At 43.5% G+C, this 20386-nt stretch carries 17 protein-coding genes and 1 tRNA gene; 6 read left to right on the plus strand and 12 right to left on the minus strand.

Annotated features, from left to right (window positions below; genetic code table 11):
• The first annotated feature begins 290 nt into the window (after positions 1-290).
• Together VFC92_01775 and VFC92_01780 are read left to right on the plus strand one after the other, a co-directional pair.
• On the plus strand, positions 291-983 hold the full coding sequence (locus tag VFC92_01775) for a porin family protein (GenBank protein HZK06905.1): 693 nt from the start codon (positions 291-293) through the stop codon (positions 981-983).
• Positions 984-997: 14 nt separating this feature from the next.
• Entirely contained in the window at positions 998-2647 is a 1650-nt protein-coding gene (locus VFC92_01780) for an NAD+ synthase (GenBank protein ID HZK06906.1), read from the plus strand.
• 80 nt (positions 2648-2727) lie between these two features.
• On the opposite strand, the gene VFC92_01785 is transcribed toward VFC92_01780, so the two are convergent.
• The 4 genes from VFC92_01785 to VFC92_01800 all read right to left on the minus strand — a co-directional run bounded on the left by VFC92_01785 (position 2728) and on the right by VFC92_01800 (position 6549).
• The gene (locus VFC92_01785; GenBank protein HZK06907.1) at positions 2728-4116 is read right to left on the minus strand and encodes an OmpA family protein; all 1389 of its coding nucleotides are present in this window, start codon (positions 4114-4116) and stop codon (positions 2728-2730) included.
• A 252-nt stretch (positions 4117-4368) separates the two neighbouring features.
• Positions 4369-4623 carry a NifU family protein gene (locus VFC92_01790; protein ID HZK06908.1) on the minus strand — a complete coding sequence of 85 codons (255 nt, stop codon included), beginning with the start codon at positions 4621-4623 and terminating at the stop codon, positions 4369-4371.
• A 52-nt stretch (positions 4624-4675) separates the two neighbouring features.
• Positions 4676-5740 carry an Mrp/NBP35 family ATP-binding protein gene (locus VFC92_01795; protein HZK06909.1) on the minus strand — a complete coding sequence of 355 codons (1065 nt, stop codon included), beginning with the start codon at positions 5738-5740 and terminating at the stop codon, positions 4676-4678.
• Positions 5741-5889: 149 nt separating this feature from the next.
• Positions 5890-6549, minus strand: coding sequence for a peroxiredoxin (locus VFC92_01800; GenBank protein HZK06910.1), 660 nt, complete (start codon positions 6547-6549; stop codon positions 5890-5892).
• A 348-nt stretch (positions 6550-6897) separates the two neighbouring features.
• Here VFC92_01800 and VFC92_01805 point away from each other — a divergent pair, with 348 nt between their 5' ends.
• Positions 6898-7845 (plus strand): hydrogen peroxide-inducible genes activator, encoded by a 948-nt coding sequence (locus VFC92_01805; GenBank protein HZK06911.1) that lies wholly within the window; start codon positions 6898-6900, stop codon positions 7843-7845.
• A 123-nt stretch (positions 7846-7968) separates the two neighbouring features.
• Here the strand turns inward: VFC92_01805 and tatC are convergent, their stop codons facing one another.
• Together tatC and VFC92_01815 are read right to left on the minus strand one after the other, a co-directional pair.
• Entirely contained in the window at positions 7969-8838 is an 870-nt protein-coding gene (gene tatC / locus VFC92_01810; protein HZK06912.1) for a twin-arginine translocase subunit TatC, read from the minus strand.
• 10 nt (positions 8839-8848) lie between these two features.
• Positions 8849-9724 (minus strand): hypothetical protein, encoded by an 876-nt coding sequence (locus VFC92_01815; protein ID HZK06913.1) that lies wholly within the window; start codon positions 9722-9724, stop codon positions 8849-8851.
• Between the two features lie 558 nt (positions 9725-10282).
• Here VFC92_01815 and VFC92_01820 point away from each other — a divergent pair.
• Positions 10283-12313, plus strand: coding sequence for a T9SS type A sorting domain-containing protein (locus VFC92_01820; protein ID HZK06914.1), 2031 nt, complete (start codon positions 10283-10285; stop codon positions 12311-12313).
• A 49-nt stretch (positions 12314-12362) separates the two neighbouring features.
• Here the strand turns inward: VFC92_01820 and VFC92_01825 are convergent, their stop codons facing one another.
• The 5 genes from VFC92_01825 to VFC92_01845 all read right to left on the minus strand — a co-directional run bounded on the left by VFC92_01825 (position 12363) and on the right by VFC92_01845 (position 16164).
• Positions 12363-12731, minus strand: coding sequence for a hypothetical protein (locus VFC92_01825; protein ID HZK06915.1), 369 nt, complete (start codon positions 12729-12731; stop codon positions 12363-12365).
• A 109-nt stretch (positions 12732-12840) separates the two neighbouring features.
• Positions 12841-13743 carry a hypothetical protein gene (locus VFC92_01830; protein HZK06916.1) on the minus strand — a complete coding sequence of 301 codons (903 nt, stop codon included), beginning with the start codon at positions 13741-13743 and terminating at the stop codon, positions 12841-12843.
• 185 nt (positions 13744-13928) lie between these two features.
• Positions 13929-14402, minus strand: coding sequence for a hypothetical protein (locus VFC92_01835; protein ID HZK06917.1), 474 nt, complete (start codon positions 14400-14402; stop codon positions 13929-13931).
• 431 nt (positions 14403-14833) lie between these two features.
• Positions 14834-15277, minus strand: coding sequence for a hypothetical protein (locus tag VFC92_01840; protein ID HZK06918.1), 444 nt, complete (start codon positions 15275-15277; stop codon positions 14834-14836).
• 239 nt (positions 15278-15516) lie between these two features.
• Positions 15517-16164: a CFI-box-CTERM domain-containing protein gene (locus tag VFC92_01845; GenBank protein ID HZK06919.1), complete on the minus strand. Its 648-nt coding sequence runs from the start codon at positions 16162-16164 to the stop codon at positions 15517-15519.
• Positions 16165-16903: 739 nt separating this feature from the next.
• On the opposite strand from VFC92_01845, the gene VFC92_01850 reads away from it, so the two are divergent.
• A complete protein-coding gene (locus VFC92_01850; protein ID HZK06920.1) occupies positions 16904-17170 on the plus strand; it encodes a GIY-YIG nuclease family protein in 267 nt (88 codons plus the stop codon).
• A 106-nt stretch (positions 17171-17276) separates the two neighbouring features.
• Positions 17277-17350: transfer RNA gene (locus VFC92_01855), tRNA-Pro, on the plus strand.
• 136 nt (positions 17351-17486) lie between these two features.
• Here VFC92_01855 and VFC92_01860 read toward each other — a convergent pair.
• Complete coding sequence (locus VFC92_01860; protein ID HZK06921.1) at positions 17487-20354, minus strand: hypothetical protein; 2868 nt, start codon at positions 20352-20354, stop codon at positions 17487-17489.
• Positions 20355-20386: the final 32 nt, after the last annotated feature.

Below are 20386 nucleotides of genomic sequence, written 5' to 3' on the forward strand. Positions count from 1 at the left end.
GGTAGAAATCACAAAGTAGATTTGTAAAAATTATTAATGATTGCAGAATCGTCCCGGTGGGCTATTGGTAGCGTAACGCAGAAAAGTAAAGAATTCTTTTTTGGAAGGGAGGGAATGTATTCATCTGGAAATTGATAAGCATTTTATCCCAACACATTGTCATATCGTTATGATGACCAATTTTCTTTGATATCAAGACCCGGAATGACCTTATTGTTAAAAGGCCATGATTTCCTAACGATCTTTCATTAATTTTGCCTCAGTTTATTTCATTAATCACCGGAAAAATTATGAAAACAAAAGTTCTACTACTCACGCTTGTTACGCTGTTGATAACGCACACTGCCTTCAGCCAGGTAAAACCTTTTCGATTTGGTTTGAAAGTAGCTCCTGCTATCAGCTGGGTGTCGCCCGACTCGGAGGGCTACAAAAACAAAGGAGCGCAGGCAGGTTTTTCCTGGGGGTTTATCAGCGACATCACCATCACCGAAAACTATTTTTTCGCAACAGGTTTTAATGTTAATTATCTAAAAGGGAAAATTTCTTATCCCTTTCAGGATTTGACGGTGAGTAGTCCCGACATCGGAACAATGGTGAGTGATATGAAATTGCGTTACATCGATGTTCCGCTTACGCTAAAAATGAAAACCAACCGTTTCGACAAAATGCAGTATTACGGCCAGATAGGATTTTCGCTGGCTTTTAATATCAAAACAAAAACAGAGGAAACCTTTAAGTTGGGCAATGTTACAATCGAAAAAAACGAACGCGACCGTACCGACGATATGCAACTGCTCAAGGCTTCGCTGGTGATTGGAGGAGGTATCGAATATTATATCGACAACTCCACCTCCATCCTCGTTGGTGTCACTTATTACAATGGAATTTCTAACATTATGAAAGGCTACAACACTGTGGATGGCAGTGTGAAACAAAAGGCTGCTCCTCATTTTATCGAGCTCAATCTGGGCGTTATTTTCTAAAAAATATTTCAGCTATGCGCATCGCTCTTGCACAAATCGATTATCACGTCGGGGATTTTTCGGGTAACGTTTCACGCATCCTTCAGGCTATCGATCGGGCCAGGCAAAATAAAGCCGATCTGATTGTTTTTGCAGAGCTTGCTGTGTCGGGTTATCCGCCACGCGATTTTTTGGAGTTTGATGATTTTATTACACAATGTCATAAGGCTATCGGGCAAATAGCTGCCGGATGTGTCGGAATTACCGCCATCGTGGGAGCGCCAGAGCGCAACCATGCCGAGCAGGGAAAAGACCTATTTAATTCGGCGTACGTGCTTGCTGACGGCAAGGTTAAAACCATCAGAAATAAAACGCTGCTGCCCGACTACGACGTATTTGACGAATATCGTTATTTCGAACCCAACACGCACTTCGACATTGTGCATGTTGCCGGAAAGAAAGTGGCACTGACCATCTGTGAAGACCTGTGGAATTTTGGCAACAATCCGTTGTACACCGCTACACCGATGGATGAGTTAATGCGTCACCAGCCCGATTTGATGATCAATATTGCGGCTTCACCTTTTAATTACACGCAACATGTAGCGCGTTCCGATATGCTGCTGGCTAATGCGAATCGATACAAATTGCCGCTGTTTTACGTAAATCATGTGGGTGCGCAGGCGGAATTGCTTTTCGACGGCGGCTCTCTGGCGATTGACGCTCATGGCAATATTGCTGGTGAGCTAAAATATTTTGAAGAGGATTTTCAGATTTTTGATACCGACAACTTTTCTGCTCATTCGCAACAGCGGTCTATTGATAAATATCCTGCCGATAATCGCAAGATTGGTTTGATAAACGATGCGCTGGTGATGGGCATCCGCAACTACTTTGAAAAGCTTGGTTTCTCCCGGGCGGTGCTCGGCATGTCGGGCGGCCTCGACTCGGCCGTTACACTGGCGCTTGCAGTGCAGGCTCTTGGAAAAGATAAAGTTCTTTCGGTGCTGATGCCATCACCATTTTCGTCGCAGCATTCTGTGGACGATTCGCTGGAGATGCTGCAAAACCTGGGCAGCCCGCACGAGACTATACCTATTGATGATGTTTATAAAAGATTTGGTGAAACCCTTTCGCCGTTTTTCAAAGACCTGCCATTTGATCTTGCCGAAGAAAACCTGCAGGCACGTATCCGCGGCACCTTGCTCATGGCTATGTCGAATAAGTTTGGATACATCGTTCTCAACACCTCCAACAAAAGTGAGGCGGCTGTAGGTTATGGTACCCTTTACGGAGATATGAACGGTGGGCTTTCGGTGCTGGGCGACGTGTACAAAACAGATGTCTTTGCCCTGGCGCGTTACATCAACCGCAACGGTGAGGTCATCCCCGAAAACATCATCACCAAACCGCCATCTGCTGAGCTGCGCCCCGATCAGAAAGACAGCGACTCGCTCCCCGGCTACGACATTCTTGATGATATTCTCTACCAGTACATCGAGCTGCAACTGGGGCTAGATGAACTGATTTCTGCCGGTTTTGATGAAGCCATAGTGCGACGTGTGCTGAAGATGGTAAATTCCAGCGAATACAAACGTCATCAGACGCCACCCATCCTGCGCGTGTCAACCAAAGCTTTTGGTATGGGACGCCGCATGCCCATCGTTTCCAAATATCTGTTGTAAAAAAAACCTGCATTCATAAAAAAAGCCCGGCACACAATTGCGCTGGGCTTTTTCTTTAATAGGCTTAGTTATCGCCGGACTTATTCATTGATAGAATTAATTTCTACCCTGCGGTTCAACTTACGATTTGGTTCGCCGGAGTTGGGTACTAATGGGTTTTGTTCTCCAAAGCCTGCAGAGTCAAGACGATTGGCAGCGACTCCGTTTTTCACAAAATAATCTTTAACGGAAGCTGCTCGCTTCTTCGACAGTTCGAAGTTGAAGTCAGCAGGACCTGTATCATCAGTATAACCATAAACGGTGTAACGCGATTTTGGATATTCATTCATAATTTTGATGATGTTATCCAGGCTTTCTTTGGAACTATCACGCAGTTTATCACTGTTAAGGTCAAACTGAATGTTTTTTTGGTTCATTGTGATAGCTTCCTGCTTTTCGATAGGAATAATTATCGTGGCAGATGGTTTCGTCATAACATATTCTATCGGGCAACCTGCATTGCTCTTTGGACCTGGCTCGTTGGGGCAGAGATCCCACTTATCCGGAACGCCGTCACCATCAGCATCAGGACAGCCATGTGTAGCAGCTGGGCCTGGTTCGTTGGGGCAGTGGTCGTCGATGTCGACAACGCCATCACCGTCGGTGTCAGGACAGCCCTGGTTAGCAAGAGTACCTGGCTCGTTGGGACATCTGTCCAGATGATCTGGAATTCCGTCACCATCAGCATCAGGACATCCGTCAGCCGAAGCGGGGCCATATTGATACGGACATTTATCAAGGCTATCTACGATGCCGTCTCCGTCTGTATCAGGACAGCCGTCGTGTGCTTCTACTCCCGGAACTTCCGGACAAGCATCATAAAGGTCAGGAATACCGTCTTTATCTTTGTCGATTGCCTTACCAAAGCGCACGATGATACCGGCTGAATAATGCATGTAGTCGTCGAAGTCGAACATGTAATCATACGAACCCTGGAAATTGAAGCCCACATACTCCGATACCCAAAAGTTGAAACCAATACCCATCGGGATGCTCAGATAAGCTACATCGTTGAGTGAGGAACCGCTTACTCCGGTAAACACATAAGGAGCAAACCAGCTTTTCTCGTTGATAAGGTAGCCGTTGGCAAAATGATACTCAATCTGTGCGCCTGCTTTCCAGAAATAATCACTGTAGATGTTTTTCTCTAACGGTATACGATTTAGTTTATCAACCTCAAGTGTTACGCTAGAGGCCACTGCGGTAAGTGTAAAAGAATTGTTCAACATGCGGCCAAAACGCAACATGGTAGGCAAATGTTTACCCATCCAGTTGGCATCCTGAATCTGTTGGTCAATAGGATATTTAACGACATTAAAGTCGGTGTAGTTAGTGCTCACACCTATGATCCAAGGGTGATAAACACTCTGAGCCTGCACAGAGAGGCTCATAATCAATGCGATTGCGAAAAGGAATAAATACTTTTTCATACTTCTTTAAGATTTAATTAGTTCAGTTCATTGGTTAAATAATAGCATTTGTTTTTTGATAGCTAAATCTGCCAAAAACAAAGGACTGGGAAAATTGTGCCAAAGTTATTACTATTTCCATGATTCCATACTTACAGGGTGTTTGAAAAGCTTATTATTAACAAATATTATAAAGTCCTGCAGGGTTTAAAAAAAAAGGCTGTCGTAACATTCCGGCAGCCTTGATGTGAAACAACAAACATTATCCGTTTTTTACATTTCTAAATTTACAGCTTCTACTGATTTTATTTCAGGGATAGCTTTTTTCATGGACGCTTCCACGCCGTTTTTTAGTGTCATGGTGCTGTAGGGACATGTGCCGCATGCGCCAAGTAATTTCACATTCACTATGTTATCGTCGGTAAGCTCAATAAATTCAATGTCGCCGCCATCCTGTTGCAGGTAAGGGCGTATCTGATCGATAACATTTATAACTTTACGTTTGATCTCTTCTCTATTGTTTTCCATTGGATGATGATTTATTTAATAAAAAAATAAACTATGAAATGGCTGAATTATTTTAGGCAAAAGGTGAACCTTTGGGTTTGTTAAGAGTTGCGATGATGTTCCTGGCCAGCTCATCAAAAGCTTTGGTTACAGGGTTGTCGTTATTTTCCAGCGCCACAGGTTTGCCTCTGTCGCCACTTTCGCAAATGCTCTGCACAAGTGGTATCTCGCCCAGAAATGGCACGCCGGCTTCGTTGGCCAGTTGCTTGCCACCTCCTTTTCCGAAGATGTAATATTTGTTGTCGGGCAGTTCGGCAGGAGTAAAGTACGACATGTTTTCGATGAGTCCCAGGATAGGTACTTTGGTTTTGTCGTTGTTGAACATGCTGAATGCCTTGCGCGCATCGGCAAGCGCCACATTTTGTGGTGTACTTACAATGGCTACACCCGACACCTTTACATCCTGCACAATGGTGAGGTGGATGTCGCCGGTTCCGGGAGGCAGGTCGAGCACCAGGTAATCGAGCTCGCCCCAGTCGGCATCGCGCAGTAGTTGGTTCAAAGCATTGGAGGCCATGGGGCCACGCCAGAGCAGCGCCTGATCGGGCTGAACAAAAAAGCCTATTGAGAGCACTTTGATACCATATTGTTCCACCGGGATAATCACGTCGTGATCGTCGCGATGTTCGGCCATGGGCTTAGCATGCTCCAGATCAAACATCATCGGGATGGAAGGTCCATAAATGTCGGCATCGAGGATTCCGGTGCGCGCGCCGGTTTTGGCCAGCGCCACCGCCAGGTTGGCTGCCACAGTCGATTTGCCTACACCGCCTTTGCCCGAAGCTATGGCGATGATGTGTTTTATCCGTGAAAGGGCATCACGTGGTCCGGCTTTCAGAAAGATGTTGCCGCGCACTTGCGCATCAGCGCCCAGATGCTTTTCGATGGCATCCACACACGATTGTTCTACAATAGCTGCTGCCTTATCGTTGGGTTTGGGAAATTGTACCGTGAAACTTATTTTGTTGCCTTTCACCTCCAGATGATCCACCATATTGAGCGAAACAATGTTATCGCCTTTCGGGAAATAAATCACCTCTTTCAAGGCTTCCAGCACTTGATCATTAGTATACGACATAGTTCTAAATTTTTATTTATTACAAAAGTACTATTAAGCATTTCTATTGTCTTGCTGTTATAAAATGCAAGAGCAACAGCAGGTTTACAAAAAACAAAAAAGACCGGAACATGCCGGTCTTTTTTTAGTTATTAAACTTTAAAAAATGCTTAAAGGCTTTTTTTGGCCAGATAGAAATCTACCATTTCGTAATTGCTCTTTTCGCGTTCTTCCATTTCGCTAACGGTCTTTGGCGGAGGTACAATTACTTTGTCGCCTGGCTGCCAGTTGAGGGGCATGGCCACGCCATTGGCGTCAGAGGTTTGCAGTGCTTTCAGCGAACGCCAGATTTCGTCCATGTTGCGGCCCACGTTGAGCGGGTAGTACATGATGAGGCGAACTTTGCCTTTGGGGTCGATAAAGAATACCGCGCGCACGGCAGCAGTTTCAGCTTCGCCCGGCTGAACCATGCCATAAAGATTGGCAACTTTCATATCCAGGTCAGCGATGATGGGGAATCGCATGGTGATGCCCAGATTTTTCTTCACGTTGTGAACCCATGCGATGTGCGAGTGAATGCTGTCGATGCTTAAGCCCATGAGCTTGGTGTTGTACTTTGCAAATTCTTCTTCTTGCTCGGCAAAAGCTGACATCTCGGTGGTACATACCGGTGTAAAGTCGGCAGGGTGTGAGAATAAAATTACCCAGCTTCCTTTGTTGAATTCCGAAAACTGGATCATTCCCGTGGTGGTCATCGACTTAAAATCGGGTGCCTGGTCACCAATAAGTGGAATCTTTTTTACTTCTTGTACTTCAATTTGTTCTGTCATGTTAGAGAGTTTTTGTTATTAATAAATAAAGAATGAGTTGTAAAATGATGGTGCAAAAATACTGAACATCAAGATATAAAACAAATCGAATGTTTCTATGATGCAATAGAGAGAATTGATAATGTCTTACATTTGCCATCGAATTTCGTTTTAAAAGTGGCCCCGTCAGAATCCGGGTAGGATTATTATTATAATACAGTAGACACAATACCAGCAGGTTATGATAGAAAAAAATTTATTATTAAAAATAAAATAGCAAAAAACGATACAAAAGATCTGCTGCTACGTCGTCAGGAAAAAGTTTGAGTCAGTAACATAATTTTAGTAATTTTTAAATATTAGCCTTCAATGATAACCCTCGTACAATTACAATATCTGGTCGCCATCGACCGCCATCGCAACTTCGCCAGAGCATCGGAAGCATGTTTTGTAACGCAGCCTACGCTGAGCATGCAGGTAAAAAAGCTGGAGGATGAACTGGGTGTCGTGATTTTTGATCGCACCAAAAAACCTGTAATTGCTACCGAAATAGGACGACTCATCATCGACCAGGCACAATTGGTGATAAATCAAACGGAGCAAATCCATGAAACGATCAAATCTTTTAACCAAAATGTAAGCGGTAAGATCCGTCTGGGAATTATCCCTACGCTGGCGCCTTATCTGTTACCACGTTTTGCGGGCAACCTGCGGCGGCATTATCCGGAAGTGCAGCTTCTTGTCCGCGAATTGCTCACTGATGAAATCGCCGAGCGGCTTATCGCTGATGAGCTGGATGCAGGCATTTTTGTTACACCTTATTACAACAGCAAAATCCGTGAGTGGCCTTTGTTTTACGAAGAGATGAAACTCTACACCAGTCCCGGTCATGCAATTTTCACCAAGCCATTGATAACCGTGCGCGATGCCGAAGCCCCCGGCATCTGGTTGCTGAGCGATGGTCACTGCTTCCGCGATCAGGTGATCAACCTGTGCGATATCCCGGCAGGCCGCGATCAGCAGACACCTTACGAATTTGAAGGCGGATCACTGGAAACCCTGATGCGTATCATCGATAAGGAGGGTGGCTTTACGCTAATGCCCGATCTGGCGGTGCTTGATTTGCCTGAGGAAAAACAGCAACAAATAAAAACTTTTGATGACTACACCCCGCTGCGTGAAGTGAGCCTGGTGTTTTCGCGCAACTTCGCCAAGCATCGTTTGTTGCAGCTACTCTTCGATGAGATTCGTGCCAACGTGCCCGCTTACATGATCGATGCGGAGCGCGGAAAAGTGGTGGAGTGGAAGGAGAAGTAGTAACTTCAGAATTTCTGACACAGCGTAAATATCGTGTCGCGATTTTTAGATTTCTCCCTCCATTTCACGCCCGCCGTTGTCATTAGTAACGAAGTGAGGAATCTATTAAACCCGTTCATTTTTCTATTCTTCTCCCACAAGCTCAGCCTGTCTTCTTCGGTAAACGCGCGCCGAGATGATGATGCTAATTTCGTAAAGCCCCAGCAAGGGAATGGCCACCAATATTTGGCTGAAGACGTCGGGAGGAGTGATGATGGCGGAGATGATTAGCACAACCACAATCATCGCTTTGCGGCTGCGTCGCATAAATGTAGGTGTTACCACCCCAACTTTGGTAAGAAAAAACACAAAGATGGGCAGTTCGAAAACCAGACCTACCGCAAAAGTGAGCGACACCACTGTACTGATGTAGGAGTTGAGCGCAATTTGATTCTCGACAGTCTCGCTTACGTTGTAGGTGCCCAGAAATGTGACGGCCAAAGGTACGATGAGAAAATAGCTGAAAAGGACGCCCAGCAGAAATAAAAGTGAACTCCAAAACACTGCGCCAGTAGCGTGTTGCTGTTCATGTTTGTAAAGAGCAGGCTTGATAAATCGCCATACCTCCCACAGAATGTAAGGCACCGCCAGGATGATGCCGACAAAAACGGAGATGTAAAGATGTATCAAAAACTGCCCCGCCATCTTGATGTTGATGAGCGTGAGGCTGAAGTTTTTGATGCAGAGCGCATCCGGATCAATAAATGTAAGATGTGTAGAAACCCATCGTCCCAGCTCGCAAAGCAGCCGGTAGGTGACAAAGTTGGAGGATTTGGGAGCCAGAATGATGTAGTTGAAAATAATGTCCTTGTTGAGAAAAGCCACCACGGCCAAAGCCACTACTGCCACAATGGAGCGTACCAGATGCCAGCGCAGCGCTTCCAGATGCTCCCAAAAGGTCATCTCCGATTGCTCTGCGTCCTGCTCTTTGCCGTGTGGCATTTTTCTGGCCATCAGTAGTTTTCTATTTTATAATCCGATACGTTTTAAATTTCCCGATTTCGATGCCATAATTTTTCTCAAGCCAGTTGAGCAGGCGAAGCCGTGGCGAGAGTTTGATGCCTTGCGTGGGATCGAACGAAAAGTGCCAGTTCATGCGTTTAATGCGGTCGAGCATCACGGCGGGGTGGCTGCCTTCAAAATGCGCCAGCGAGTCGATGTTGGTATAGTCGAAAGTGTCGGCTTTTTCAAAGTTCTGTTCCATCCATTGGTCGTCGTGCCACATTTTGTTGAAGGTCTCCATTTTTTGTTGCATGGCATCGGGGCGACGCACCCAGCCATAATGATACACGGCGGCATCAATTTTTTTTACATTAAGACGCTTGCCGTTTTTCATAAAACTGATGGCATCGCGAAAGGAGGTAATGGCGGGTTCGTTGCGGATGATGCGGATTTGCTTGTACGACCATTTGCGTGAGTCGGCGATATAGTCGAAGGAGCCGTAGAAGTTGAGATGGTCGAAGAGAAGGCCGTCCACGCGCTTGTCGTTGAGATTTTGCTCCATAGCATTTCTGATGGCCGGATAATCTTTTTCGTGCAGCACCTCGTCGGCCTGGATGTAGATGGCCCAGTCGGTGTTGGCGGGCAGGGCGGCTTTGGCTTTGTCGGTTTCCACAGCCAGCACGCGTCCGCCTTCGCGCAGATTATCGTCCCACACCGTGTCGATTATTTTGATCTTTGGCGAGTCGATCTTTTCTATTATTTCCCGTGTGCGGTCCTCCGAATTACCCACGGCCACCACCATCACATCACAGAGTGGCAGCACCGACCGGATGGATTCGGTAAAGGGATAATCGAACTTTTCGCCGTTGCGAATGATGGTAAATCCTGATACGTTCATACCTGTATTTTCTAAAGCTGGCAAAAGTAATGATTTCTATCTGCGGAGGCGGTAGGATTGTTTGCCGAACTAAGCGCGTTACTTTGGTTTTATAATTTTTTTACGAAAGTAATCTCCCTTCCACTTGTCGGGGATTCGGCATTGCAAAAAGTTGACAATGGAATCGATAAAATCTGGTGTAACTATTACCAACTAAATATTGTAGATGTTTGGCTGATGACTTTTAAAACTCAAATCTCCAATAAGAACTATATTTTAAAAATGCCCACGCTACCCCTCAATCCCCTAAAGGGGAAGCCAGCCCACACTCCCTCGATGGTGCGCTGGCAACTCCCCCTTTAGGGGGCCGGGGGGTGCGCGATGGATTTTCCTAAATCTACAGGGTTTTTATTTGATGTATTTTTTTAAAATCAACTACCTAAATAATTATTAAACATTTACCCTTTATCACAAATTTCCTCTTCAAAAGAAATGTTGATCGGCTTGGCGCATCATTATAATATTCTTAAATTTGCCCGTAACAAACAAAATAATCAATCACAAAAACCCAACGCTATTATGAAAAAAACTTATAACTCTCTCCGTGTCGGGTTCATTTCTGTGATAATTTTCAGCATGAGCCTCTCTGTTGGTGCGCTGGCGCCACAATGGATTCCTGTTTCGCAGGATGGTTCTCCGGCCAAACGGCAGAATTTTCCGGTGGTGACTTACAATCCCGATTCGATGCACGAAACCATCGAACTTCCAAACTCTGTCGTCCGGCAGCTTACTATTGGCAATACGGGCGATGCACCTATGGCTTACAAGCTCGAAATTGAATATCTCTACAACGGCGTGCAAAAGCAAGCCACCACGCCATTTGCGCAAAAGCCTGTCGATTCGTATGACGAAAGGATTGCCAAAGTGGAAAACTCATCTGCAGCTACTCCCGAAAACAGACTGGAGCATGATGCGGGAGTTATCTATATCATGCAACCCACCACCGGACGCAATCTGGGATGGGCAGAGCCTGTAATTATTGAAGTTGCCAATTTCGGGGAAGCCACTATCAAACATGGCCTTCCATACGAAGTTTCGTGGCCCGGGTTTACATACAACGATACCTGCATGGATTGGATTGCACCCGGACAAGTTGTGCTTATAACGCTACCGCTTACTGCCAACCTCTCGACAGTCAATGGATATTATCTTTTTGAAGCTTGCGTCAGTCTGCCGTGGGATCAGAACCCCTATAATGACTGCAGTACAAAGGAAGTTGTTAATATCCCGCCACGATTCTTTACGGATAATTTATACACTACGGGCTGTGCAGGCGGCGATGGTCTGATTTACTGGTCGCTGGCCAATGTTCACATCAACGACATACCTTGTACGGGAAATCCTTCCTTTTATCATGGCTATTTGGATAGTCTGCATCTGATGCCGCCGGGCGAATATGAACTAACTGTAAAAGCCGATTACAACACTACTTATTTTGATGTTTGGATCGACTATAATAATGATATGGATTACACAGCCGATGAATGTGTGCTGGATGATGCCCTTTGCGCCGTCGCCCATGAACCTTACACTTTTACGATCACAATTCCTGATTCGATACCTGCCGGCAAACACTACATGCGCTACCGCACCAATTGGAACCATCCCGTTTACAATTCCAGGAATCCCTACACCTATGGCAATTGCTGCGATTTCACAATGGTTAGTCGTAATGTTATCGACGGTTGGCTGAGCCTGGACAAAACGGAAGGAACCATCCAGCCCGGCGAAAACACGGTGGTGGAGGTAACCTTTCAAACAGAAAACCTTACCACGGGTGATTACGTGGCACAGATACGGCTCAACAATTCAGACCCGTACAATGCCTCCGTCGAAATTCCCGTAAGCATGACGGTAACGGGACCAGCTCATCATTTTGGGCAGGTGTGGCAAGCGGCCACCAATCCGATGACTATTTTTGTGCTGGAAGCCGAAATAAACGATTTGCCGATGGAGGCTGGCGACGAGGTTGGTTTTTTTGATGTTGATCCACAAAGCGGTGATACCATTTGTGTGGCTGCCGGCAAACTGACAGAATCTCTTGCGGGAGAAGCCTATCTGGAATTGGTAGCTTCGATGAATACCGCCACGGGACAGGCGAATGGTTTTACGCCCGGCCACACGCTGCTACCAAAGCTCTGGAACGAAAGCACCGGCGAAGTTGCCACCGTAGAAATGGTATTTCCCTTCCCGGGTCACGACGAGCAATATGCTGCCAACGGACACACTTACGTGAGGCTTTATGGCGAGGAATCTGGTGTAGGAATTTACAAAATCACCAACAACGACAGCGGGTTGCAGGTAGCCCCCAATCCCGCCTCTGGAAACTTATCCGTCAGCTTCAACCTGCACGAGCAAAGTTCCATTTTGATTTCGCTCACCGACAGCCGTGGCCATGAAATGGCACTTTTGCAAAAGGATCATCTCAATTCCGGTGTGCAACAATTCAACCTGGATGTTTCCCGCTTTGCCCCGGGGCTTTATCTATTGACGCTCAAATCCACGGATAACGGACGATTGATAGGAAGCGAGAAAGTGATTTTGAGGTAAGATCAAATAAAAAAACCACAGCGCAAATGGCTGTGGTTTGAAATTTGAATCAGTCCATTTTATTGATATGAGCAAGTGCAATTCCAACAACAATACCTGGGATAATTAACGCCATAATATTCCAAACACCCATAGCTAATAGTACTATTTGGTTCAATGCAGAAAATCCAGTGTACGCAAAAGCAGCCCATTTTTTCATTTTCCATAATCCAATCATGCAAATAAATCCAATTACTGCAGATAGTCCTAAGTATGGAGGATACCAAATTCCAATTTGTCTAGCAATGTCAGAAAAAATCAGTGGGATAACCAAGGCTGCACCAATAAAACCAATTATACAGATCACCGTTATCGAAGTTGGCCTGTTTTTACTGTTTGAACTTTCGTTCGTTGGGTTTAAAATCTCTTCTTCTTTCATTTTCTTTTTTTGTGTTAATAATTAATGATTTTCGCATACTACTTCAGTAATTTCCTGTCTTCTCAGCAAATACTCTTTTCCAAATTCAAACACTTCGTTTGAAAAACTTTCATTTGTAGCTATTACAAGTTAAACATCTTTCTTCCTCTGACATTACATCTCCTTTGCAGGCTATCTGATTACATTTTTGTCGTGCAACAGGCTGTGTCCGTTGACAGTTTATGCATTTAATTTCTGTTGCACCTTTTTTCTTTTGGGGAATTAGTAATGCCCACTTGGTGTCTAAATCCCCATCTTCTTTAGCAAGAGAACTTTGACACCAAGGACAAAAATATCGTCTTGATTTTAAGTTCAAAGAAAAATGTTTACACAATTCTGCTTGGCCAACAACTTCCTCTACATAATTTAGCTTCTCAATCAAATTCGCTTCCTCATAGTTGTTGTCGTTAAAAATACCAAAGAGAGGATTATTAATATGAAGTTCTCTCATTGTCAACCACCAACTGTCTTTGCCTAAAAAATATGTGTAAGTGTTCAGAATAATTTTAACGAGATACTCGGGATCAAGGTATCTTCGTGAGACACCGTGAATGATTTTATTTCGTTCGAAACGAATCTCTTCAACGAACTTCATTAAATCTTTTTCAGCTTTGGCAGGAGAAATTGCCGCGCCATAAGTTTTTTGTAATGCTTCGCCTCCAATAGTATAGAGCTCATTAAAATCTTTGTCTGCTTGTTCAGGCATTGTTGGCCAGTCCGTTCGTTTCAAATCAATTAAAAGTAAAGTTGATTCTTGACAAATTCGGGCTTTCATTAATGACTCAATCGCTTGGTAAACTAAAATTAGTGAAGTGCTCAAATCACCGAGATGATATTCCCAAACATCTTCACTTTGTAGCTCTTCAAAATAAAGTAATCCCTCATCAATTTGATAAACGATATTAAACGCCTGTGTCAAACATTGCTTAGCAACATTTTCAAAGTCCCTAGATGTCGGAAGGTTAGTTATCATTTATCATATCAATTTTTATCTATGGTTTGCATTGTCAAAGTTATTTTCTTGCAGTCACTTTCAAGTTGGCAGTGTCCACAAAGCTTGCTGCTATCGTATCAATAAAGTTAAGTTGTCTATATTTACTATTATCTTCATTTTTCAAACGTCCAACTATTATTTTGAGGTGGTGCAAGCACAAGTTTTTATTGTGTTTTAAAATGTTCAATTATTTTGTCCAATTTTTCGTGCATCGGTGAATGAGTTAAAACCCCTCTTTCAACCAATTCTTCTTCTAAAGCAAGTCTTTCCATATCAGAAACTTCGAGTGATACGTATTTTTGAAATTTTTCTAAAAGGGTTTCATTTGATAAATATTGAAATCTTTGTTTAGCATCATTATAATCTTTAAGAGAATCCTTTGTCTGTTGAATTAATTCTTTCTCTTGCTTTATCTCGCCTATTTTTTGGGTCATATTTTGAACAGGAGAGAATTCCTTTATCTTGTCAATAATAAATCCGATTAACCATCCAAATACTACACCATTAACTATTCCTGCAACTCCCATTATTCCATATCCATTAATGCGGCCGTCTGCCTGTGCCAGTCCTATAAATAGTCCAATGATACCGCAAATCCACCAAGTGTAATGTGCTATTTTAATTTTTGATGATCCCATATTTATTTTGTTATGCTTAATATTTAATGTGATATTTGAATGTTGTTCGAAATCTTAAAGGATCAGTCTTTCAAACTTCCTTTAAATAAAATATAGTTTCTGTATGCTACACAATTCATAACAATTACGTCAGGTGAGTCAAGGTGTGATAAATATACCTTTATTGAATCGGAAAGATTATAAGCTCGTGCTATTTGAAAGCATTTAAACAAGACTGTTATTACCATCGTTTTATTCAAATGGATTAATAAAGTAATCATTGATGGTCCACGCTCCTAGTATAATTGTCGGTCCCCAAAACAAAATTGTCGAGAACCAATTCCAGTCCCCCATTGATACTGTCAAACTGAAAAGCGATGCTATAAAATAAAGAATGAAAACAGTTAAAGCCAACATTCCAAATGCTTGCGAAGGTTTTAATTTGCTCATAATTATTTCCCAAGGTAAAGTTCCGTTAATGTTAGAGCTTTTTCTATAATGGCAACAAATTGCTCTTTTGAAACACCAAATTTTTCGAAAATTGACGTAGCAACTTGGAGTTCCCTTTCATTTGGCCTACCATCAGATGTTATCATTTCCCAAGCCGCAACGACTAAAAGCTCTTTTTGGCTTTTCGTAAGCGATTGAAGATCTTCAACCATCCTTTCGTTTCCATACGCTTCCATGTAGCTATTAGCTTCGCTAAGTCTAACGTCAAGTAGGTAAAAATAGCTTTTCAGATATTGTATCTCACTACCTTCGTTACTCATTTTACCATCGCAAATTCCAATTATAAAAAGTAGGCTTATTATTGACTTTTTTTGATTTGTAGTAAAATCACTAAAGATTTGCCCTAGGGGATCCACTTTTTTTTTCTTGTTAAATAGGTTGAGCATATTAATTATTTTTATTGTTTAGTAAAAACTAACTTTTGATTCTTCAAAGATATTCATAGTTCTATGTCTAAGTCCGATTCATCCATCGATATTGTGAACCTAAAAACTGTTGTTACGAAAAAAAGAATAAAGTCTGTCAATTCGTACATCCTTAATGCTTAATATGGTTTCAATTTGTTCATAATAAAATTTAATTAGTGCTTTGAAATTGTATTACTAAACCATAAAAATTATTGCCTTTAGCAGAACTTACCATTTCGATGAATTGAGGATGTTCTCGCTTTAGGTAAATGTTTTACGATTTGATCTAAAATTAGAACTTTGATAACTTTCACCAATAGCGGTTTTTTTATCAACCATTTTGACGCAGATGGCGAAATGGTATAATAAAAGCGTATGAGTTGTAATCCTAAGAAATTATTTACTAATAAGGAATCTCGAAAGCAGCGAAGGGCATTCACTTCTAAAGCATCTTCATCTTGATAGCAAACAGTTGCAATAAAACATTTAGAAGTACTATTTCCTCTTAATGCACCACTCAATCTTAACCCTCTTAAATAACAGTCTTTACAAATAAAGAATTTTATACTTGAATCACTACCATCAGTAAATGTGTGTAGATTTTGTATAGGTTGTGCACCGCAATCCCAGCAGATATTCCTATCAATTTCCCCTCGCCTTTTTAAGAACATAAAAGCCTCTTTATCATTACCTATCCCTCCAAGAAAGGTTGATTCAGGAGAGGACTCATCAACGCGCCAATCGGAATACTCATATTTTTTTAGCCTGCTATCCCAAAATTTTGATTTTATGCCATTTGTATTTAGAATTTGGCATAGATCACTAACGTGTTTCACTAAATTGTCATGTTTCTCATTTTCGGTCATGATAATGAATTTTTGTTATTAATATTATCACTTTAAACCCTTATTTATTTTCAGCGTACAATTTATTTTTTCAATGAATTACAACATGTTTGTGCATGCGATTTGACATTTATCTTTTTATTAACTTTTGCAACCTTAGTCGAAATAATCCAAAGTATCCCTGATTCTTCCATACAGGCTCCTTAATTTATCCATAAAACCAAAGCTATTTCCAAAACACCAACCTATCACCATTTTTCCGTGATGAGGGTCAAAAGCCAGCCTATTTGAAAGATTCACCATTTGTGCAACGCCACAATTATTGGACGCCAAATGTACAAACAAAATTCAAGACCTATGACTGATCACCATTGATTTTTTCTCATTCTAAATAAAACATTACTGCAAAAGTGTCAGAGGTAAAACTTGATGCTGTTTGCAAAAAAAATGGTGGTTTCCCAATTGGATGAAAGAGGGTTTAGATGTAAAGAACCATTTCGTGAAAACAGTTGCCAATGATTGGAAGGTAGCTAAAACTATATCCTGCCCAAATTTATTAAAATAAAAAGTTGATTATGAAAAGATAATTTTTACTTTTGCAGTCCGAAATTATTGGAATTCGGGATGTAGCGCAGCCCGGTAGCGTGCCCCGATTGGTCGGGGAGGCCGCGATTCCAAATCTTTTTTTTCAAAAATCAATCCGATAGATACTTTACCAAAATTCAATAGCTAATCTGCAATAGTGACCCTAAAATTTATTATGGGGAAAACATTTTACATATTGCAAAGTGAAAAAAATGGAAGGTTCTATGTGGGTTCTTCTGATAACCTCAATAGGAGGATTCTTGAGCATAACTCAGGTCAGACAAAATCGACCAAAACCGGAAAGCCATGGAAAATTCTTTTTTCTTTTGATTTCGATGATTCCATTGCCGGCCTAAAAGCTGAGCGCAGGGTGAAAGCATTAAAAAGCAGAAAGATTATTGAAAAAATAATAAATGGGTCTATAAAAATTACTGATTTGTGAAGCTGATTGTAAACGTTTTTCAAATCCTAAAAAAATAATTCTTTAAAACAAAAAGTTGATTATGAAAGGATAATTTTTACTTTTGCAGTCCGAAATTATTGGAATTCGGGATGTAGCGCAGCCCGGTAGCGTGCTTCGTTCGGGACGAAGAGGTCGCGAGTTCGAATCTCGCCATCCCGACTACAAAACCTCATTGCAAGAGCGATGGGGTTTTTTTATTAATGAAAGATCTCTTTGTCAATAAAAAAGGCTGCGTGTTTTATCGCAGCCTTTTCAGTTCATTATCAATTATTAACCAAAATAATGCGTTTCGTTTTTATGGGAAGGTGATGGTGGCAGGTGCGTTCATCTTCACCAGATAGGCTTTGCCCGGCATTAGGTTTTGCAGGGTGTTGATGTCGAAAGCCGGCCAAAACACTCCCGTGCCTGCCATTTCTTTTACGATGATCAACGATTCGGCTGCCGCGTCAAACAATGAATCCACAGCTACAGGTTCGCTGCTCAAAACGGGAATCAAATTCCATCCCTCTTCAAGTTCCAGCGACTTATCTTGAACTTTTACTCCTGTGATGTTCAGCGAAACAGCCTCATTTACTTTGATGCTGTAGCCGGTGCTGCTGTTCCACGTCGTCAGTGTGTTGGGGCCGCTGGACGAAACATAACTGCCGGTAAGGTCTTGCAGAATGATGAGTTCATTAGCAATCTGCTCCATCAGCGTGTCGAGGTTTTCCTGGTCAGGCTGACGGAAGGAGGAGAGGCTGTTCCAACCAGCCGTCAGCTCAATAATCTGGCTGCGCAGGCAAGCCTCACAACTACCAAAGCAAACGACGGGAAGTGAAAGGTTTTCGGCGGGAACATCCACAAAGCGGTTGTAGCCGACAAAGTTGTCGTATTCGCCACAGGCTTCTGGCACTGCTTCTTCAAAGTCAAAAGAAGGGCCGTTGAGATATTTGAAAGTCTGGTGCGTGCCGGCCTGCAGGGTGAGAGTAACCGAATAAATTCCAAAACCCCCGGCAAGCATGGGTGTGGCGGTTGCGTTAAAATCGTTAAAAGAGCCAGCCAGAAAAACGCCATCGACGGATACTATTTCGTTGCTCATATCCACGCTAAAAGTTATTTCAACCGGCAGTGGCGGGATGCAGGTGGTGCACGTTCCGAAACAAACCAGATCGAGGATCATGTTTTCGGATGCCACCGTAAGGTAGCGATTGCCCTCAAAGCTGCAAGCTTCGGGCACCTGCTCGTAGTCGTCGGTGGTGTTGCCATTCAGAAACTTGTATTCGTAATATTCGCCGGCCACGAGCTGGGTTGTAAATTCATAAATTCCTTCGCCCATGGGAAGCATCATAGCGGTGTCGGTGTTCCAGCCGTTGAATGCACCGGCCAGATGGACACCCAGCGGTGACACTTCCTCATTGCTCATGTCCACGCTAAAAGTGACCTCAATATCTGCCGGCACGACGCACGGTGTGCACGCGCCAAAACAAACCGGAGCCAGCACCAAGTCGGTTAGCGGCACATCCAGATAGCGGTTGTATCCGCCATAGTTGTCGTCTTCGCCACAGGCGGGAGGCACCTGTTCCTGCTCGTCGAAAGTGATGCCGTTGATGTATTTAAAGGTATGATGTGTGCCGCTTTCCAGAATCAGTGTAACAGCGTATATGTTATCGCCGATAGGGCTCATCATAGTGGAAGCAGGATCCCAGTTCTGAAACGAACCTGTCAGATGAATGCCTTCTGCCGAAACGGTATCGTTGCTCATCTCCACCTGAAACGTAACATTCACTGCAGGTGGAGGTACACAAGGCTCACAACTGCCAAAGCAAACCACCGGAAGGGTGAGGTCATTTCCCGGCACCGTCAATGTGCGGTAGCCTGAGGGATCGGAACAGGCGGCAGGGACGGTTTCGGCACCGGCAAGGGTATTTCCATTTACATACTTAAACTGGATTTGCTCAAACTCTTCAAGGACAATTGTTGCGGTGTAAATGCCGGCTCCGGCATCGGTCATGGGTGTGGCGGCAGGATCGAAATCGTTGAACGACCCCAAAAGGTGTACACCTTCTGACAAAAGGATTTCTTCGCTCATATCTACCCTGAAAGTTATTTCCACCAAAACCGGCTCGGGGCAAGGACCACACATACCATAACATACTACTGGAAAAACTGAATTGGCTTCAGGAACCGTAAAATACCTGTTGTTGTTAAGGCTGCACTCTTCGGGGAGATTTTCGGCTTCCTCCCAGGTGGTTCCATTTATAAACTTGTATTCCTGGTAAGTCCCCGAAGGCAAAATAGTGGTGTAGGTGTAAACTCCTTCACCTATTGATGTCATAGGAGTGTCGCCGGGCTGCCATCCCTGAAATCCTCCTCCGATGTGCACGCCTGCTGGCGCTATCTGTTGCATCGACATATCCACCTGGAAAGTAATTTCAACATCAACAGGCGGCGGGCCGCAAGGATAGCAACTGCCGAAACAAACCGGATCGAGCGTGGTGGTAACTGCCGGCACTATCACCCAACGGTTGTTGCTATGTGCGCATTGCGGCGGAACGGTTTCGCCACCGACCCAGGCGTTGCCATTTAAAAATTTATACTCATGATATTCTCCAACCCCTACTGATACTGTGACGGCATAAACACCGTTCCCCACGGGAAGCATTTCGGTGGCGCCGGTATTCCAGCCCTGAAACGATCCGGCCACATGAACACCCAGCGGTGACACCGTTTGGTTACTCATGTCCACCTGAAAAGTCATGTCCACCTGTAGCGGGTTGCAGGAGATGCAACTCTCAAAGCAAACGGTTGGAATTGTTACATCTTCGGCAGGAACTTCAAAAACCCGGTTGTGGTCATTGCCAATCACACAAGTGTAGGCGCTGTTGAGATCTTCTACGTCCGCCCATGTGGTGCCGTTGATATATTTCCAAAGGATGGTTTCGCCGGCAGGTAAATCAAGCTTCAGGGTATAAATTTTTCCAATAGGAGGTTTCACCATCATGGTGGCAGCCGGATCCCAGCCCTGAAAGTTGCCGGCAATATGCACCCCAAGTGGCGATACAACATCTACTTCCGCCATATCTACCCTGAAAGTTACGAGTGTTGCCGAGGCTGGACTTACATTGCCCACCAGCAGAATAAGGGTCAGCAGGAGTCTTGCAAAGTGCGTTAATTGTTTTTTCATCGTCGTTAGGTTTTAGTTTTTAATAAAATTGT

The sequence above is a fragment of the Bacteroidales bacterium genome, assembly GCA_035647615.1.
GTDB lineage: Bacteria > Bacteroidota > Bacteroidia > Bacteroidales > 4484-276 > SABY01.

Coding starts and splice junctions, on each gene's coding strand:
- VFC92_01775 (HZK06905.1), top strand. CDS start 291: ATGAAAACAAAAGTTCTACTACTCACGCTTGTTACGCTGTTGATAACG.
- VFC92_01780 (HZK06906.1), top strand. CDS start 998: ATGCGCATCGCTCTTGCACAAATCGATTATCACGTCGGGGATTTTTCG.
- VFC92_01785 (HZK06907.1), bottom strand. CDS start 4,116: ATGAAAAAGTATTTATTCCTTTTCGCAATCGCATTGATTATGAGCCTC.
- VFC92_01790 (HZK06908.1), bottom strand. CDS start 4,623: ATGGAAAACAATAGAGAAGAGATCAAACGTAAAGTTATAAATGTTATC.
- VFC92_01795 (HZK06909.1), bottom strand. CDS start 5,740: ATGTCGTATACTAATGATCAAGTGCTGGAAGCCTTGAAAGAGGTGATT.
- VFC92_01800 (HZK06910.1), bottom strand. CDS start 6,549: ATGACAGAACAAATTGAAGTACAAGAAGTAAAAAAGATTCCACTTATT.
- VFC92_01805 (HZK06911.1), top strand. CDS start 6,898: ATGATAACCCTCGTACAATTACAATATCTGGTCGCCATCGACCGCCAT.
- tatC (HZK06912.1), bottom strand. CDS start 8,838: ATGGCCAGAAAAATGCCACACGGCAAAGAGCAGGACGCAGAGCAATCG.
- VFC92_01815 (HZK06913.1), bottom strand. CDS start 9,724: ATGAACGTATCAGGATTTACCATCATTCGCAACGGCGAAAAGTTCGAT.
- VFC92_01820 (HZK06914.1), top strand. CDS start 10,283: ATGAAAAAAACTTATAACTCTCTCCGTGTCGGGTTCATTTCTGTGATA.
- VFC92_01825 (HZK06915.1), bottom strand. CDS start 12,731: ATGAAAGAAGAAGAGATTTTAAACCCAACGAACGAAAGTTCAAACAGT.
- VFC92_01830 (HZK06916.1), bottom strand. CDS start 13,743: ATGATAACTAACCTTCCGACATCTAGGGACTTTGAAAATGTTGCTAAG.
- VFC92_01835 (HZK06917.1), bottom strand. CDS start 14,402: ATGGGATCATCAAAAATTAAAATAGCACATTACACTTGGTGGATTTGC.
- VFC92_01840 (HZK06918.1), bottom strand. CDS start 15,277: ATGCTCAACCTATTTAACAAGAAAAAAAAAGTGGATCCCCTAGGGCAA.
- VFC92_01845 (HZK06919.1), bottom strand. CDS start 16,164: ATGACCGAAAATGAGAAACATGACAATTTAGTGAAACACGTTAGTGAT.
- VFC92_01850 (HZK06920.1), top strand. CDS start 16,904: ATGGGGAAAACATTTTACATATTGCAAAGTGAAAAAAATGGAAGGTTC.
- VFC92_01860 (HZK06921.1), bottom strand. CDS start 20,354: ATGAAAAAACAATTAACGCACTTTGCAAGACTCCTGCTGACCCTTATT.